The sequence below is a fragment of the Micromonospora sp. WMMD1082 genome (assembly GCF_029626175.1).
Classification (GTDB): Bacteria; Actinomycetota; Actinomycetes; order Mycobacteriales; family Micromonosporaceae; genus Micromonospora.
Genome location: NZ_JARUBM010000002.1, coordinates 6,186,864 through 6,203,526, shown reverse-complemented (window position 1 = coordinate 6,203,526; position 16,663 = coordinate 6,186,864). Strand labels below are relative to the sequence as shown.

General features: G+C 70.4%; 16 protein-coding genes. 11 read left to right on the top strand and 5 right to left on the bottom strand.

All coding sequences use genetic code 11. From position 1 onward, the window contains the following. Positions 1 to 79: 79 nt before the first annotated feature. The 3 genes from O7615_RS28670 to O7615_RS28660 all read left to right on the top strand — a co-directional run bounded on the left by O7615_RS28670 (position 80) and on the right by O7615_RS28660 (position 3,412). Complete coding sequence (locus O7615_RS28670) at positions 80 to 820, top strand: MerR family transcriptional regulator (RefSeq protein WP_278180894.1); 741 nt, start codon at positions 80 to 82, stop codon at positions 818 to 820. Positions 821 to 831: 11 nt separating this feature from the next. Further along, positions 832 to 2,127, top strand: coding sequence for a serine hydrolase (locus tag O7615_RS28665; protein ID WP_278180893.1), 1,296 nt, complete (start codon positions 832 to 834; stop codon positions 2,125 to 2,127). 61 nt (positions 2,128 to 2,188) lie between these two features. Next, a complete protein-coding gene (locus O7615_RS28660) occupies positions 2,189 to 3,412 on the top strand; it encodes a serine hydrolase (protein WP_278180892.1) in 1,224 nt (407 codons plus the stop codon). 306 nt (positions 3,413 to 3,718) lie between these two features. On the opposite strand, the gene O7615_RS28655 is transcribed toward O7615_RS28660, so the two are convergent. The 5 genes from O7615_RS28655 to O7615_RS28635 all read right to left on the bottom strand — a co-directional run bounded on the left by O7615_RS28655 (position 3,719) and on the right by O7615_RS28635 (position 7,824). Beyond that, positions 3,719 to 3,907, bottom strand: a complete 189-nt coding sequence (locus tag O7615_RS28655; protein WP_278180891.1) for a DUF397 domain-containing protein — start codon at positions 3,905 to 3,907, stop codon at positions 3,719 to 3,721. Then, complete coding sequence (locus O7615_RS28650) at positions 3,900 to 4,802, bottom strand: helix-turn-helix transcriptional regulator (protein ID WP_278180890.1); 903 nt, start codon at positions 4,800 to 4,802, stop codon at positions 3,900 to 3,902. Before O7615_RS28650 ends, O7615_RS28655 begins: the two co-directional genes overlap by 8 nt. Before the next feature lie 362 nt (positions 4,803 to 5,164). Further along, the gene (locus tag O7615_RS28645; RefSeq protein ID WP_278176367.1) at positions 5,165 to 6,409 is read right to left on the bottom strand and encodes an IS256 family transposase; all 1,245 of its coding nucleotides are present in this window, start codon (positions 6,407 to 6,409) and stop codon (positions 5,165 to 5,167) included. 322 nt (positions 6,410 to 6,731) lie between these two features. Then, positions 6,732 to 6,998 (bottom strand): hypothetical protein, encoded by a 267-nt coding sequence (locus O7615_RS28640; protein ID WP_278180888.1) that lies wholly within the window; start codon positions 6,996 to 6,998, stop codon positions 6,732 to 6,734. Between the two features lie 13 nt (positions 6,999 to 7,011). Beyond that, on the bottom strand, positions 7,012 to 7,824 hold the full coding sequence (locus O7615_RS28635) for an alpha/beta hydrolase family protein (RefSeq protein WP_278180887.1): 813 nt from the start codon (positions 7,822 to 7,824) through the stop codon (positions 7,012 to 7,014). A 195-nt stretch (positions 7,825 to 8,019) separates the two neighbouring features. Between O7615_RS28635 and O7615_RS28630 the strand changes: the two genes are divergently transcribed. From O7615_RS28630 to mnhG, 8 genes are all read left to right on the top strand, one after another. Then, complete coding sequence (locus O7615_RS28630) at positions 8,020 to 9,051, top strand: PHB depolymerase family esterase (protein ID WP_278180885.1); 1,032 nt, start codon at positions 8,020 to 8,022, stop codon at positions 9,049 to 9,051. A gap of 114 nt (positions 9,052 to 9,165) precedes the next feature. Continuing rightward, positions 9,166 to 10,143, top strand: coding sequence for an ion transporter (locus O7615_RS28625; protein ID WP_278180884.1), 978 nt, complete (start codon positions 9,166 to 9,168; stop codon positions 10,141 to 10,143). 202 nt (positions 10,144 to 10,345) lie between these two features. Continuing rightward, positions 10,346 to 13,168: a Na+/H+ antiporter subunit A gene (locus O7615_RS28620; protein ID WP_278180883.1), complete on the top strand. Its 2,823-nt coding sequence runs from the start codon at positions 10,346 to 10,348 to the stop codon at positions 13,166 to 13,168. Then, the gene (locus tag O7615_RS28615; protein ID WP_278180882.1) at positions 13,165 to 13,638 is read left to right on the top strand and encodes a Na(+)/H(+) antiporter subunit C; all 474 of its coding nucleotides are present in this window, start codon (positions 13,165 to 13,167) and stop codon (positions 13,636 to 13,638) included. The genes O7615_RS28620 and O7615_RS28615 overlap by 4 nt, the downstream gene beginning before the upstream one ends. Then, on the top strand, positions 13,635 to 15,212 hold the full coding sequence (locus O7615_RS28610; RefSeq protein ID WP_278180881.1) for a Na+/H+ antiporter subunit D: 1,578 nt from the start codon (positions 13,635 to 13,637) through the stop codon (positions 15,210 to 15,212). The genes O7615_RS28615 and O7615_RS28610 overlap by 4 nt, the downstream gene beginning before the upstream one ends. Before the next feature lie 11 nt (positions 15,213 to 15,223). Then, positions 15,224 to 15,838: a Na+/H+ antiporter subunit E gene (locus O7615_RS28605; protein WP_278180880.1), complete on the top strand. Its 615-nt coding sequence runs from the start codon at positions 15,224 to 15,226 to the stop codon at positions 15,836 to 15,838. Beyond that, complete coding sequence (locus tag O7615_RS28600) at positions 15,835 to 16,098, top strand: monovalent cation/H+ antiporter complex subunit F (RefSeq protein ID WP_278180879.1); 264 nt, start codon at positions 15,835 to 15,837, stop codon at positions 16,096 to 16,098. Before O7615_RS28605 ends, O7615_RS28600 begins: the two co-directional genes overlap by 4 nt. Beyond that, entirely contained in the window at positions 16,095 to 16,472 is a 378-nt protein-coding gene (gene mnhG / locus O7615_RS28595; protein WP_278180878.1) for a monovalent cation/H(+) antiporter subunit G, read from the top strand. Before O7615_RS28600 ends, mnhG begins: the two co-directional genes overlap by 4 nt. Positions 16,473 to 16,663 lie beyond the last annotated feature (191 nt).

Below are 16,663 nucleotides of genomic sequence, written 5' to 3'. Positions count from 1 at the left end.
CTTTTGCCGAACTTAAGGCGGGGATGTGGTCGAGATAGCCTGGAAAGTCTCAAACGACATGGAAGTGGTGAGGACGCCGGTGGCGGATCGGGAGCGCGGCGGGCGGCTGCGGGCGGTCGACCTCGCCCGGGCGGGTGGCGTCTCCGTGCAGCAGGTGCGCAACTACGTCGACCTCGGCGTGCTGCCCCCGGTCGCGCGCACCCCGAGCGGCTACCGGATCTTCACCCAGGCGCACGCGCGGGCACTCACGGTGGCGCGGGCGGTGGCGGACGGGCACGGCTGGTCGCGTACCCGCGAGATCATGTCGGCGGTGCACCGGGGTGACCTGCCGGCGGTGCTGGCGTCGCTGGACGCCGGCCATGCCGAGCTGGACCGTGAGCGCGCCGAGATCCGCCGGGTGCTCGGCGCCTTCGAGACGGTGGTGACCGGCCCGCGCCCGCCGGTGGCCGCGCCGCGCCGGGCCGTCCGCGTCGGCGTGGTGGCCAGCCTGGTCGGGGTGCGGACCTCGCAGCTGCGCTCGTGGGAGGCGCGCGGCCTGCTGCGGCCGGTCCGCGAGCCGGGCACCGGCTACCGGGTGTACGACGACGCGGAGCTACGCGCCGCGCAGGTGGTGGCGCTGCTGCGCCGGGGCGCCTACCCCTTCGAGATCATCATGGCGGTGCTCGACGAGATACGCAGCACCGGCAGCCCGCAGCGGGTCCGCGCGGAACTCGCCCGCAGGGAACAGGAGCTGCACCGGCGCAGCCTGCGCCGACTGGCCGCCTCGGCCACGCTGCACGACTACCTGCGCGACCTGGGCGACTCCCGATCTTGCCGCTAGTCTGCGTGGTCATGAGAATCCGGGCACTGGCCGCCGCCGGCGTCGTCCTCACCGTCGCGACGATCCACGCGACACCCGCTGCGGCCACTGTGGGCGCTGCCGCCGCCGGCTTCCGCCAGCCTGCGGTGGCGACGCCGACGGCCGCGCCCCGGCCGGCCGCTGCGGCACCCTCCGGTGCGGTGCCCTGCCCGAAGGCGGTGGCCCCGAAGGTGGTCCGGTCGCCGCGGCCGTCGCCGCCGTCATCCGTGCCGGAGCATCAGGTCGTCGGCGGCGACGCGCTCGCCACGCCGGGGCTGGTCGTACCGCCGGGGGTGCCGGCGCCGCCGAAGGTGACCGCGACCTCGTGGCTGGTGGCCGATCTGGACAGCGGCGAGGTGCTGGGTGGCTGTGGTCCGCACGAGTACGCGACGCCGGCCAGCGTGCAGAAGCTGCTGCTGGCCGCGACCATGCTGCCCCGGCTCGATCCGGCGCAGGTCGTCACGATCACCAGGGATGACCTGAACATCGCACCGGGCAGCTCCGCGGTCGGGCTGCTGCCCGGCGGCCGGTACCGGGTGGAGACGCTCTGGCTGGGGCTGCTGCTGCAGTCCGGCAACGAGGCGGCGAACGCGCTGGCCCGTCTCGGTGGTGGGCAGCAGGGGGCGGCCGGTGGGGTGCGGGCGATGAACGAGCAGGCCCACCGGCTTGGCGCCCGGCAGACCCACGCGGTCACCCCGTCCGGGCTGGACGCTCCGGGGCAGTTCACCAGCGCGTACGACCTGGCGCTGATCGCCCGGGCCTGCTTCGCCGACCCGACCTTCCGCCGGTACGCGCTCACCGAGCGGACCCGGATCCCGGCGCAGAAGGCGTTGCGCGGCAAGGGCTTCGAGATCCAGAACGAGAACCAGCTGATCTACCGTTATCCGGGCGCGTTGGGCGGGAAGACCGGCTTCACGGACTACGCCCGGCACACCTACGTCGGTGCCGCCGAGCGGGACGGCCGGCGGCTGGTCGTCACGCTGCTCGGTGCCGAGCCCCGGCCGTTGCGCGGCTGGGAGCAGGGCGCCGCGCTGCTCGACTGGGGGTTCACGCTGCCCCGACAGGTCAGCGTCGGCCGGCTGGTGGAACCGGGGGAGCTGGACGCCGTGCCCGCGCCGGACGCACCCGAGCCGGTCGGCGTGTCGCCGTCGACCGCCACCGCCTCGGCCGTCCTCGATGACGGTCCGGGGGCGGGCACGGTCGTGGCCCTGGCGGTCGGCGTCGCCGCGATCGCGCTGGCGGTCCTTGCCGCACGGCGTACCCGCGCCACCGGTCGCCGGCCCGGCTGATCTCGGCGTGGCTGGTCGATTCGCCGGACTCGCCGGAATTCACCCGATAGTGTCGCTGACTGTGAGACTTCCTGGCCTGGCAGTCGCGGTGGCCGCCGCGCTCCTGACATCGCCACTGGTGCCCGCCGCCGGTGCCGGCGCGGCGGCACCGGTGCCGTGCCCGCGCCCGGCGCCACCCGCCCCCGGTCCCACACCGTCGGCGACGCCCTCCCCGGACCCCGTGCAGCGGGCCGTCGGCGGGGCCGGGCTGGCGACGACCGGCCTGGTGGTGCCGGCGCCGCCGAAGGTGGCCGCCACCTCGTGGCTGGTGGCCGATCTGGACAGCGGCGAGGTGCTGGGTGGCTGTGGCCCGCACGAGTACGCGACGCCGGCCAGCGTGCAGAAGCTGCTGCTGGCCGCGACCATGCTGCCCCGGCTGGACCCGGCCGACGTCGTCACCATCACCGCCGGTGACCTCGACATCGAGCCGGGCAGCTCGGCGGTGGGACTGGTGGAGGGCGGCCGCTACCGGGTGGAGACCCTCTGGCTGGGACTGCTGCTGCGTTCGGGCAACGAGGTGGCGAACGCCCTGGCCCGCCTCGGCGGCGGCGCGGACGGCATGGCCGGCGGGCTGCGGGCGATGAACGAGCAGGCGCGGCAGCTCGGGGCGTACCAGACCCATGCGGCGACCCCCTCCGGCCTGGACGGCCCGGGGCAGTTCACCAGCGCGTACGACCTGGCGCTGATCGCGCGGGCCTGCTTCGCCGACGCACACTTCCGCGAGTACGCCGCCACCCGGGAGGCGACCATCCCGGCCCAGCCGAGACAACGCGCCAAGGGCTTCACCATCGACAACGACAACCAGCTGCTGTACCACTATCCCGGCGCGCTGGGTGGCAAGACCGGCTACACCGACCTGGCCCGGCACACCTACGTCGGCGCCGCCGAGCGTGGCGGACGCCGCCTCGTGGTCACGCTGCTCGGCGCGGACGTGATCGACCAGCGCGGCTGGCAACAGGGTGCCGCGCTGCTCGACTGGGGGTTCGCGCTGCCCGAGGCGGCCTCGGTCGGGGTGCTGGTGAGCCCCGGCGCGGCCACCGCCTCGCCACCACCCGCCTCCGTCGCGCCGCAGGCGCGGCCCGGTGGCGCGTCCGGCGCCGAGGCCACCGAGCGAGGTACCTTCGCCGCCCAGCTCCGGTCGGCCTCGCTCATCACCCTCGCCGCCGGCCTCATGGTGCTGGCCGTCGCCCTCATCCTCCGCCGCCGCTCCCGCCCACCCGCCCGCCACCCCGACCCGCCCAACTAATCACACCGTCCGCCCTCGTCCGCCATCGTGATCATGAAGTTGTTGTCGCGACACGCCGGGCGGGGGCGACAACAACTTCATGATTAACGCGCGATCGCGCCGTTAATCCGCCTACGCCTGAAGAGCTGGTTGAGCGCGGTCAGCGCTTGTTGGATCGGATGCTACGTCGCAACTCTTTAGCGCTCTGAGAGCCATTCTGCGGCGATAAAGCCTGAGAGCCCCTACCCGATATGGGTAGGGGCTCTTCTTGGCTTCTCAGTGCAGTTGGCGGATCACCCCGGTTGTTATCTCCACCCGGAAGCGGGACTAGCTTACCCTGACCGACTCGATGAATGAACGCCACTGCTCCGGCTCGAACACCAGCGCCGGCCCGGTGGAGTCCTTGCTGTCCCGGACGCGCACGATGCCGGGGATGTTGTCGGCAACCTCAACGCAGTTGCCCTGTGCTCCGCTTCGAATGGACTTGCGCCACACTGTGCCGGTCAACTTATCCATGGTGCCTCTCCTTGACTCGCTGCATCAGCAGCCGGGATTCCTCCACACTCAGCGCTTGCGCGTTGAGCTGATTCCATACCTCGGCGTAAGCTCTAACCTCTTCGATTCGATCGATATAGAGTGCACCGGAAAGACCTTCGTTGTAGACTGTCGTTGGCTCCGCAGATCTAGCCCCGGTGGTCGGGAAGTCGAGAATGACGAAGCCACCTGACACGGCCACCTGGGTAAGTTTGCCGTTCAGCGGTAAAACCCTGAGACAGACGTTGGGCACATCGTTAGCATCTATGAGTTTGTCGATCTGCCCAGCCATTCCGGGCACGCTCTTGTGCAGTAGCGCCTCCTCGATGATGACGTCCAGAGTTGGAGCGGCCGGTCGCCTCCTTGCCAGGAGGCGTTGGCGCTCTATACGTAACTCAACGAGCTTCGAGGCTTCCTCGGCAGAGACGTTCGGCCGGGTGTGCACAGCCTCAGCGGCATACTCAAGAGTCTGAAGAAGCCCGGGGACAAGAGCGTGTTCGTACATCCTGATCCTGCTGGCAGCGGCTTCGAGGCCGACGTACAGCTCAAACCATCTCGGGATGACTTCGCCGTAGGCGTGATACCAACCCTTACTCTTCGACTCCTTGGCAAGACTTGTGACGACCTCGGTCATGTCCTTCGACGCCCCGTAGAGGCGACACATCTGTTCGACGTCAAGCGCCCGCACTGGCGTCTGCCCCGCCTCGATGCGGTACATCTTCGCCCGGGACCACTCAAGATCAGACCCGGCAGCTTCTAGCCCTATACCAGCCTGCTCTCTGAGTTGCCTCAGCAGTCGACCCAGCTCACGCCTCGGCACTGTTGACCCGACATCGCTCATCGCCTCCATCCTCCCTGTCTCATCCTGGCGCGTCATCCTCGCCACCACGAGACGATTCCTGCATCAGTATCCACAAAGAACAGATCCTTGTGAACGTCTCGTGCGGAGTGTTGTACACCCGATCGACCGTGACCCATCGTGGCTGGCGGGAGGCTCATCAGCGTCGGGTGTGGGAGGTCATGAGGTGTCTCGTTGGAAGTGGTATCAACGGCCAGGAGAGCCGGTAGTAGACGTCGTCCAGCCAGCCGCCCGCTACACCCGGCGGGACGGGCAGCCACGCACCCAGCCAGCGTGGAACGGGCCAACTCGGCTACTGCCGAACGCCTCACTGATGACCCGTGGGGTCACGTCCGCGCTGGTGGTGTAAGAGACGGCCATCGCGGGATCCCGGTCTGATGTTATGCGGCGATCGGTGCTGTTTCGGTCTGGTCGGTGTCGTGTTGGCTGGCGTCGATCGTGATCAAGCGGGCCTTGGCCAGTATTTCCAGGCCCATGTAGCGGCGGCCTTCGGTCCACTCGTCGGTCTGTTCGGCCAGGACCGCGCCGACGAGGCGGACGATCGCTGGCCGGTTGGGGAAGATCCCGACGACGTCGGTGCGGCGGCGGATCTCCTTGTTCAGCCGTTCCTGTGGGTTGTTCGACCAGATCTGGCGCCAGATCTCGCGGGGGAAGCCGGTGAAGGCCAGGAGGTCGTCGCGGGCGGCGTCGAGGTGCTCGGCCGCGGTCGGGAACTTCGCTTCGATCGTGGCCACGACCCGAGCGAACTGGGCTCGGACGGCGTCGGTGTCGGGCTGGTCGAAGATCGTGCGCACGAGGGTGGCGATCCACGGCTGCGCCGACTTGGGGACCTTCGTCAGCAGATTGCGCAGGTAGTGGGTCCGGCACCGTTGCCACGCAGCCCCGGGCAGGGCCGCGCCGATCGCGCCCACGAGCCCGCGGTGGGCGTCGGAGATGACCAGACGAACGCCGGACAGACCTCGGGCGGTCAGGCTGCGCAGAAACGCCAGCCAGCCGGCCCCATCCTCGTCGGAGGCCACGTCCAGGCCCAGCACCTCGCGCCCTCCGTCGGCGTTGACCCCGACGGCGATCAGCGCGTGAACGTTGACGGTCCGGCCGTGCTCACGGACCTTCATCGTCAACGCGTCCATCCACACGAACGTGTAGTGGGCGGCGTCCAGAGGGCGGCTACGAAACGCCTGCACCTGCGCGTCCAGATGCTGCGCCATCTCCGAGACCTGCGACTTCGACAGTTGCCGGATCCCGAGCTGCTCGACCAGCTTCTCCACCCGCCGCGTCGACACCCCCAGCAGATACGAGGTCGCCACGACCGACACCAGGGCCTGCTCCGCCCGCCGCCGGTGCGTCAACAGCCAGTCCGGGAAGTACGAACCCTGGCGCAGCTTGGGAATGGCCAAGTCAATCGTCCCGGCTCGGGTGTCCCACTCGCGCTGCCGGTAACCGTTGCGAGAGTTCACCCGCTCCTCGCTGCGCTGCCCGTAACCAGCACCGCAGACCGCGTCCGCTTCAGCGGACATCACCGCCTGCGCGAACGCCCTGATCATCGCCTGCAACACATCCGGCGACGCGCTCTCGATCTGCTCGCGCAGCAGGTCAACACGGTCCACACTCTCTGAAGCGGCCATCGCGTCCTCTCATCCTTCTCTGACTTGGTCGTCTTGAAGGATCGACGCGATGGCCGTCTCTCATCTACGCAACACGCCCATCACGGGCAAGTCGTACACCACTCCCATGGACGCAACCACCCGTGGCGGGTGGTGGCGCTCACGCTTCGCCGTCCGCAGGCTCAACCAGAGGGGTTACCGAGATGTACCCGACCGTGAAGCCTGAGGTTCCGTTCCGTGTCCAGTTGGCCGGCGGGGTGGTCGATGCGCACCACATCGCGCCGTGCTCCCGATGCCAACCCGACGGCAGCTGCCCGAGCCCTCACGGACGCCGTCGAAACGATCAATACCTGGCGCACCTCGGTCGGGCGATCTCCTCTGGCTCACCCAGGAAGCCAGCCCACAATTTTACAAGCCGATCCGCTTCCGCCTCATCAGGGTTCTTGAGTGGACGACCTTTGATGGCTGGATCTGGCTGGAGGGGTATCAGGTTGATGACAAAGGCGTCGCTCTCGCCCGGCGGTCGGTGTTCGTGATGATTAATGGGCTGAAGAAGCTCTGATAACGCCAGGCCGACGAGCGGCGCTTCGCCGACATGCAGCGTCGACATGGGCACCGGACACCTACTTCGACCTGCCGGTCGCCCGCTCCTCGACCGGCTGACCCGACTGAGCCGGCTGACCCGGCCCGACCCGACCGGGCAGGGGCAGCCAGGCGAGCACATCGGCGATCTTGGCGTCCCAGTACGCCCAGTCGTGGTCGCCGGGGGAGAAGTCGACGGTCAATGAGACCCCCTTGGCCCGCGCCGCCTCGACGAAGCGCACGTTGTCGTCGTACAGGAAATCCTCGGCGCCGGACCGGTCGAGCAGGGCGAGCGGGTCGTCGTCGCTGCCGGTGATCCGGCGGTCGCCGAAGGCGGTGTGCCACACCCGCCGGTCGATCGGGCGGCGTGGGTCGTGCGCGCGGGCGACGAGGTCGAGCGCGCCGGAGAGGCTGGCCGCGGCGGCGAACCGGCCCGGGTCGCGCAGCGCCCACTTCACCGCGCCGTAGCCGCCCATGGACAGCCCGGCGACGAAGGTGTCCGCCCGCCGTGGGGAGAGCCGGAAGAACCCGTGGCACAGCGCCGGCAGTTCCTCGCTGAGGAAGGTCCAGTAGCGGTTGCCGTGCTCCTCGTCGGTGTAGAAGCTGCGCCCGACCTGCGGCATCACCACCGCCAGGCCGAGCGGGGCGACGTAGCGCTCGATCGAGGTACGCCGCAGCCAGATCGTGTCGTCGTCGGTGAGCCCGTGCAGCAGGTAGAGCACCGGTGGCTCGCCCGTGGCCGCGTCCGCCCCGGCCAGCCCGATCTGCGACGAGGTCTGTTGCGGCAGGATGACGGTCATCGACGTGCTGAGGCCGAGCGCCTCGGAGAAGAAGTCACAGCGCAACAGGGCCATGAGCGTCGACCGTAACCGGTCGCGGCCGGCCGCGTGGTGCCGACCGGCCGCGTGGTGTCGGCCGCAGCGGCGGGCGGCACCACAGCGCGGGCCACCGACGTGTGGGTCGCGCTCATGGTGCCGGTGACGTGGCTCACGTTAGCGTCGCGGCACGCCGACACCACCGCCGGCGCTCACCGGACCTGGGAGAGCGTCATGATCACACCTGTCCTGCGAATCCTCGCCGCCGCCGTCGCGGTCCTGCTGCTCATCCCCGCGGCGCCCGCGTACGGTGCCGCCACGCCGCACACCAAGGCTCCCGTGTCGGGGGCTTTGTCGACGTACCGCGTCTCGGGCGTCTACGTCGCCGGAGTCTCCTCCGGCGCCTACCTGGCGACCCAGCTCCAGGTGGCCTACTCGCAGCGGATCAGGGGAGCGGCGCTCTTCGCCGCCGGCCCCTACTACTGCGCCCAGAACAACGTCGCCCAGGCGCTGTACGGCTGCGGCGACAACATCTACCCGACGAACCTGAGCGCCCTGCAGGCGTACACCCGCACCTGGGCCGGGTACGGCTGGGTCGACCCGGTCTCCGGGCTGCACGGCGAGCCGGTCTACGTCTTCCACGGTGGATCCGACACCAGCGTGAAGCGGTCGGTCAGCGACGACCTGGTCCGCTACCAGCAGCACTTCGGGGCCAGCGTCCAGTACGACAGCGGCTCCGCCGCCGGGCACGGCTGGGTCACGCCCTACGGGACGGTCGGCTGCTCGGCCACGGCCGCGCCCTACCTCAACGACTGCGGCCTCGACCCGCAGAACGCCTTCCTGCGCAAGCTGTTCGGCTCGGTGCAGGCGCCCAACACCGGCCCGCTCGGCGGCACACTGGTGCGATTCAGCCAACACGGCTTCGCCGTGGGCGGCCTGGCCAACCTGCTGAGCATGGACGCCAACGGGTTCGCCTACGTCCCGGCCTCCTGCGCGTCCGGCGCGACCTGCCGGTTGCTGGTGGCGCTGCACGGCTGCCTGCAGGGCCACAGCCGGGTCGGCACCGCCTTCGTGGACCGGGCCAACCTCAACCAGTACGCCGACACCAACGCGACGATCGTGCTCTATCCCCAGGCGATCACGTCGGCGAGCAACCCGAACGGTTGCTGGGACTGGTGGGGTTACCTCGGCGCCACGAACTATCCCATCAAGGGAGGCGCCCAGGTGGAGACCATCATGAACATGGTCCGCCGGTTGGGCGGCTAGGCCGTGTCGCCGGGGTGGCCGCACAACGGGCCACCCCGGCGGCTGATGTTGATGCCCGGCGGCCCGTAGGCTGTCGCCCATGATTGCCGTACGTCAGCGCACCGACGACGCACGGTGGGCGCCCTCGCCGGCCCCGGTGCCCGCATCGGGGCCGGGCGCACGATGAGTCGTACGCCCGTACCGGCGCCCCGGGGTGCATCGGCCCGCACCGCCCGGGGTGCCGCCCTGTTCGAACTCTGTGCCCGGCTGGCCGCCTCCCGTACGTTCGAACTCGCCATCGTCGTGGTCATCCTCGCCAACGGGGTGGTCCTCGGCCTGGAGACCTATCCCGACCTGGGTCCGGCGACCACCGCGTTGCACGCGCTGGAGTGGGCCTTCCGGGCGGTGTTCGTCGTCGAGATCGTGATCCGGCTGTTGGCGTACGGCCGGCGGCCGCAGGACTTCTTCCGGCACGGGTGGAACGTCTTTGACTTCCTGGTGATTGCGGCGATCTTCGTCCCGGGGCTGCACGGCGACTCGGCGCTGCTGCGGGTCGTCCGGGTGCTGCGGATGGTGCGGCTGGTGCGCTTCTCGCCCGGCCTGCGCACGATCGTCGCGGCGCTGTGGCGCAGCCTGCCCGGCATCGGCGGCTTCTTCGCCCTGGCCGTGGTGACGCTCTACGTCTACGGCATGGCCGGCTGGTTGATCTTCGGCGACGTCTATCCGGAGGAGTACGGCAACATCGGGCGGTCGCTGCTGACGCTGTTCGTGCTGCTCTCCCTGGAAACCCTTCCCGACCTCATCGAGCAGGGCATGGAGCTGTCCCCGTGGACCGTGTTGTACTACGCCAGCTTCGTGGTGATCACCGTGAATCTGCTGCTCAACATCCTGATCGCGGTCTTCGTGAACTCGATGGAGGAGGCCCGTCGGCTGGAGATGACCGAGGGGCTCGCACCCGGTTACGACGAGGACGGCGACGGGGTGCCCGACGAGCTGGACCGGATCGCCGTCAGCCAACGGCTGGACGACCTCCGTACCCTGATCGTCGAACTCGAGCGGGAACTGCGTATCGACCGCGACGACGGGCGGCTGCGCCGCACCGGAAAGGACTGAACGGCCGTTCGGTTGGGCGCGGATGTCCTGGTCGGGCCGTGGGTTTCGGCCGCGAGTCCGGGTGTGAACCTCGCGTGAACTCGAACACCGACAAGGGCGCTCTGTCCCGGGACACACCTTTGATCCGGATCACGGCAGATGCGGACGGCGGTCCTTACCGGATAGGGTTTCCAGACCGACGGATGATCTCTGGGGAGGGTGTGTGCTGGTTCTGGTGGCGGTCCATGCGCTGACAGCCGTGATCGCCCCGGCGCTGGTGCGGACCTGGGGACGGCACGCCCTCTACCTGGTGGCACTGGCGCCCGGCGCGACGCTGGTCTGGGCGCTGGCCCAGACGGGTGGGATACGGTCCGGCGACCCGGTGGTCGAGACGGTGCCCTGGGTACCGCAACTCGGCCTGGAACTCGCGCTGCGGATGGGGACGCTGTCCTGGCTGATGGTCGTCCTGGTCGGCGGCGTCGGCGCGCTCGTGCTCGCCTACAGCGCCCGCTACTTCCGCAACGACGACCCGGGGCTTGGGCGGTTCGCCGCCGTGTTCGTCGCCTTCGCCGGCGCGATGCTCGGCCTGGTCGTCTCCGACGACCTGCTGCTGCTGTACGTGTTCTGGGAACTCACCACCGTCTTCTCCTACCTGCTGATCGGCCACGACCCGGCGAAGCGGGCCAGCCGGCGGGCGGCGATGCAGGCGCTGCTGGTGACGACGCTGGGCGGCCTGGCGATGCTCGCCGGGTTCGTCATGCTCGGCCAGCACGCCGGCACCTACCGCTGGTCGGAGATCGCCGACAACCTGCCCGGCGGCGGCTACCTCGCCGTCGCCGTGGTGCTGATCCTGCTGGGCGCACTGAGCAAGTCGGCGATTTTCCCGTTCAGCTTCTGGTTGCCGGGAGCGATGGCGGCACCGACGCCGGTCAGCGCGTACCTGCACGCCGCGGCCATGGTGAAGGCCGGCGTGTTCCTGGTCGCCCTGATGGGCCCCGCCCTCGCCGGCACCGCACCCTGGCGGCCGGTGCTGCTGGTCACCGGCCTGGTCACCATGTTCTTCGGCGGCTGGGCCGCGCTGCGACAGGTCGATCTCAAGCTGCTGCTCGCGTACGGCACGGTCAGCCAACTCGGCCTGCTGATGGTGATCCTCGGCGCGGGCACCCGGGACACCGCGCTGGCCGGCGTGGCCATGGTGCTGGCGCACGCCCTGTTCAAGGCCACCCTCTTCCTCACCGTCGGCATCGTCGACCACGCCACCGGCACCCGCGACCTGCGCGAACTCAGCGGGTTGGGGCGGCGGGCACCCGCGCTGGCGGTGGTGGCCGGGCTCGCCGCGGCGTCCATGGCCGGGCTGCCGCCGATGGCCGGGTTCGTCGCCAAGGAGGCGGCGGTCGAGTCGCTGCTGCACGGCGGCACCGCCGACCTGGCGGTGCTGGCGGGTGTGATCTTCGGCTCGGTGCTCACCGTCGCGTACACGCTGCGGTTCCTCTGGGGCGCCTTCGCCGACAAGCCGGACACCCCGGCCACGCCGGCCCGGGAGGTGTCCTGGCCGTTCCTCGCGCCGGCGGCGGTGCTGGCCCTCGCGGGCGCCGCGGTCGGCGTCCTCGCCCCGGCGGTGGACCGCCTGCTCGCCCCGTACGCCGATCTCTACCGCACCGCCGAGCCCGGCTACCACCTGGCGTTGTGGCACGGCCTCACGCCGGCGCTCGGCCTGTCGGCGCTCGCCGTGGCCGGCGGCGTCGGGCTGTTCCAGCTGATGCGGCGGGAGCGGGTACGGGCCACCCTGCGGCTGCCGTTCGACGGCGCCACCGTCTACCGGAAGTCCGTCGGCCTGGTCGACCGGCTGGCGGTCGAGCTGACCGGTGCCACGCAGCGTGGTTCGCTGCCGTTCTACCTCGGCGTCATCCTGGTGGTGCTGGTGGTCCTGCCGGGTGGCGCGCTGCTGGCCGGCAGCCCCTGGCCGCAGCGGTTCCACCTGTGGGACACGCCGTTGCAGGGGCTCGCCGCCGCCGTGGTGGTGGTCGCCGCCGTGACGGCCGCCCGCGCCCTGCGCCGGCTCACCGCGATGATCCTGGTCGGCGTCGCCGGCTACGGCATCGCGCTGCTGTTCATCCTGCACGGCGCGCCGGACCTGGCGTTGACCCAGTTCCTGGTGGAGACCGTCACGATCGTCATGTTCGTGCTGGTGCTGCGCCGGCTGCCGGTGAAGTTCTCGGAGCGGCCGATCCGCTCCAGCCGCCGCGGTCGCGTCGCCATCGGCGTCGCCGTGGGCGCGGTCACCGCCGGCATGGCGTACGTCGCGGCGGGTGCCCGGGAGGCCATCCCGATCTCCGTCGGCTTCCCCGACGAGGCCGTGTCGTACGGCGGCGGCAAGAACGTGGTCAACGTGACCCTGGTCGACATCCGGGCCTGGGACACCATGGGCGAGATCGCGGTGCTGGTGGTGGCCGCCACCGGCGTGGCCAGCCTGATCTTCCGCCATGCCCGCGACCTCGGTCGACGGGGCGACATCCCCGGCGGTGGCTCGACCGAATCCGCCCGGCCGCGCTGGCTGACCACCGGCGCCACCGCCCGCGCGCAGTCGGTCATCCTCCAGGTGATCACCCGGCTGCTCTTCCACGCCATCGTGCTGTTCTCCATCTACCTGCTGTTCAGCGGCCACAACGCCCCCGGCGGCGGGTTCGCCGCCGGCCTGGTCGCCGGCCTCGCCCTGGCCGTGCGCTACCTGGCCGGCGGGCGTACGGAACTCAACGGTGCCGCTCCGGTCGACGCCGGCGTGGTGCTCGGTGCCGGACTCTTCGTGGCGGTCGGCACCGGCGTGGCCGCGATGCTGCTCGGCGGGGAGTTCCTCCAGAGCGCCCTGCTCGACTTCCACCTGCCGCTGCTGGGCCACATCCACTTCGTCACGTCGGCCTTCTTCGACGTCGGTGTCTACCTGATCGTCGTCGGCCTGGTGCTGGACATCCTGCGCAGCCTCGGCGCCGAGATGGACCGCCAGCACGAGACCGAGGACGACGAGGTACGGGAAAAGGAGCTGGTGTGACACCGAACCTCACCGACGTCATCGTGGTGGGCGTGCTCGTCGCCGCCGGCGTCACGCTGCTGCTGGAACGCAGCCTCACCCGGGTGCTGATGGGCGTCATCCTGCTCGGCAACGGCGCCAACCTGCTGCTGCTCACCGGCGGCCGGGCCGGTGGCCCGCCGATCGTCGGCAGCACCCCGCAGGAGGAGATGAGCGACCCGCTGCCGCAGGCGATGATCCTCACCGCCATCGTCATCACCCTGGGCATGACCGCGTTCCTGCTCGCCCTGGCGTACCGCAGCTGGCACCTCAACGGGCACGACGAGGTGCAGGACGACGTCGAGGACCGCCGGATCATGGATCTCGCCGAGCGCGACGAGGGCCCGGGTGACGCCGACGCCGGCACCGGTGACGACGATGACGACGATGACGCGGACGCCGACAACGGGCGGTCGCTGGCCGCCACGGCCGACGCGGGGAGGGCCGGATGACGTACCTCGTTCCGCTGCCGGTGGTGATGCCACTGCTCGGCGCGGCGCTGACGCTGCTGCTGCTCGGGCGCCCGCGCGCCCAGCGCTGGGTCAGCCTCACCGTGCTCACCGCCACCGTCGCGGTGGCCGCGATGCTGCTGGTCCGTTCCAGCGTGGACGGTCCGCTGGTGGTGGAGGTCGGCGGCTGGGTGGCGCCGATGGGCATCGTGCTGGTCGCCGACCAGCTCGCCGCGCTGATGCTGGTGGTCTCCGCGTCGGTCACGCTCTGCGTGCTGGTCTACTCCATCGGGCAGGGCATGGCCGACGGCAACGAGGAGACGCCGCTGTCGGTGTACCACCCCACCTACCTGGTGCTGACCGCCGGTGTCTGCAACGCGTTCCTCTCCGGTGACCTGTTCAACCTCTACGTCGGTTTCGAGATCCTGCTGGTCGCCAGCTACGTGCTGCTGACCCTGGGCAGCACCGAGACCCGGATCCGGGCCGGCACCACCTACGTCGTGGTCAGCCTGCTCTCGTCGGTGATCTTCCTGGTCGCCATCGGCCTGGTGTACGCCTCGACCGGCACGCTCAATCTCGCCCAGCTCGTCGAGCGGCTGGACGCCCTGCCCGACGACCTCCGGCTGGTGTTGCAGGGCATGCTGCTGCTGGCCTTCGGCATCAAGGCGGCGGTGTTCCCGCTGTCGGCCTGGCTGCCGGACAGCTACCCCACGGCGCCCGCCCCGGTCACCGCGGTCTTCGCCGGCCTACTGACCAAGGTCGGCGTGTACGCGATCATCCGTACCGAGACGCTGCTCTTCCCGGGCGGCCGGACGGCCACCCTGCTGCTGGTCACGGCGGTGCTGACCATGGTGGTCGGTATCCTCGGCGCGGTCGCCCAGTCCGACATCAAGCGGTTGCTGTCGTTCACCCTGATCAGTCATATCGGGTACATGCTCTTCGGGGTCGGGCTCACCTCGTCGCTCGGCCTGTCCGCGGCGATCTTCTACGTGGTGCACCACATCACCATCCAGACCACCCTGTTCCTCGCCGCCGGTCTGGTCGAACGAAGAGGCGGCAGCACCGCGATGGACCGCCTCGGCGGCCTGGCGAGGCTGTCGCCCCTGCTCGCCGTGCTCTTCTTCGTACCCGCGCTCAACCTCGCCGGCATCCCGCCGTTCTCCGGCTTCCTCGGCAAGCTCGGCCTGGTCCAGGCGGGCATCGACGACGGCGGCGTGCTGGCCTGGATCCTGGTCGCCGGTGGGCTGGTCACCAGCCTGCTCACCCTGTACGCCGTCGCCCGGGTGTGGAACCTCGCCTTCTGGCGGGCGCCGCATCCGGAGATGCCGGACACCGGCGACGCGGACCGGGCGGCCCGCACCGAGGGCGCACTCCAGCCGCAGACGGGCGTCGCCGTCGCGCAGACCGGAGCCGTGCTGCCCGGCCTGATGATCGCGCCGACCGTGGCCCTGGTGGTCTTCGGTCTGGTGCTGACCTTCGTCGCCGGTCCACTCTTCGATCTCAGCACCGACGCCGCGGACGACCTGCTGCGCCGGACACCGTACGTCGAGGCCGTCTTCCCTGGGGGTACGCCGTGAGCCCCGACCAGATGACCCCGTCCTTACCGACCGATCCGCCGAACCCGCCGCTGACCCGGGCCGCCTGGCGCCGCAACCGGATCACCGCGGCGATCGGCCTGGTGACCGTCTGGGTGCTGCTGTGGGGCACCTTCTCCTGGGCCAACGTGGTCAGCGGGCTGGTGGTGGCCGCCATCCTGCTGGCGGTCTTCCCGCTGCCCCCGGTGACGTTCGCGGGCCGGGTCCACCCGCTGCCGATGCTGCGCTTCTGGCTGCGCTTCCTGCTGGACCTGGTGGTCGCCTCCGCCCAGATCGCCTGGCTGGCGTTTCGACCCGGGCACGTGCCGCGCAGCGCCATCATCGCCGTACGGTTGCGGGTGAACACGGACCTCAACCTCACCCTCACCGCCGAGGCGTTGTCCCTGGTGCCGGGCAGCCTGATCCTGGAGGCCGACCGCGAGACGGGGACGCTGTTCATCCACGTCATCGGCGTACGCACCCTGGACGAGGTGGAGCGGTTCCGGCAGGGCGTGCTCGACCTGGAGGCCCGCATCATCGCCGCCATCGGCTCCGCCGACGAACAACGGCGCGTCCGCGAGGGCGCCCACCCATCCCCACCGGCCGACCTGGAAGGGGCACCGACATGACCGCCGTGGCCGTGACCGTCACCGCGCTGCTCGCCGTGGCCGGCGGGCTCACCCTCACCCGCATCATCCGTGGCCCGTCGATCCTCGACCGGGCCGTCGCCACCGACGTGCTGCTGGCCGTCATCGTCGCCGCGATCGCCACCGAGGCCGCCTACAGCCGGGACGCCACCGCGCTGCCGGTGCTGGTGGTCCTCGCGGTGCTCGGGTTCGTCGGGTCGGTCAGCGTCGCCCGCTTCGCCGCACGGAGGAACGGCAAGTGAGCCTCGACGCGATCCTCGACATCGCCGCCGCCGTCTTCCTGATCACGGGGGCGTTGCTCAGCCTCGCCGCCGGGGTGGCCCTGGTGCGCTTCCCCGACCTGCTCACCCGGATGCACGCCGCGGCCAAGCCGCAGGTGCTCGGGCTGCTGCTGGTGCTGATCGGCTGCGGGCTGCGGCTGCGTACCGGAGTGGACATCACCACGCTCGTGCTGGTCGGTGTCTTCCAACTCGCCACCGCCCCGGTGGCCGCGCACATGGTCGGCCGGGCCGCCTACCCGCACGACGACATCCGCACCGACCTGCTGGTCACCGACGAACTCGCCGCCCACCTGGATCGCGTCGCCGGCGACCGGGAGGACACCGTCCCGGCCTGACCGCCGGCTCAGGATGCAATATCCTTTGCGGCCGTCGCAGACCGTCCATAGTCTTCTCATCGCGCCCCCGCCGCCCGCGGTTGCGGTCGTCGATCATGCAGTTGTGGCCCCTTCCATACAGGGATAAAAGCCGCATACCGACGACCACAAGTGCATGATCGGCGGGGTTCATCGCAGACACAGGAGAGACA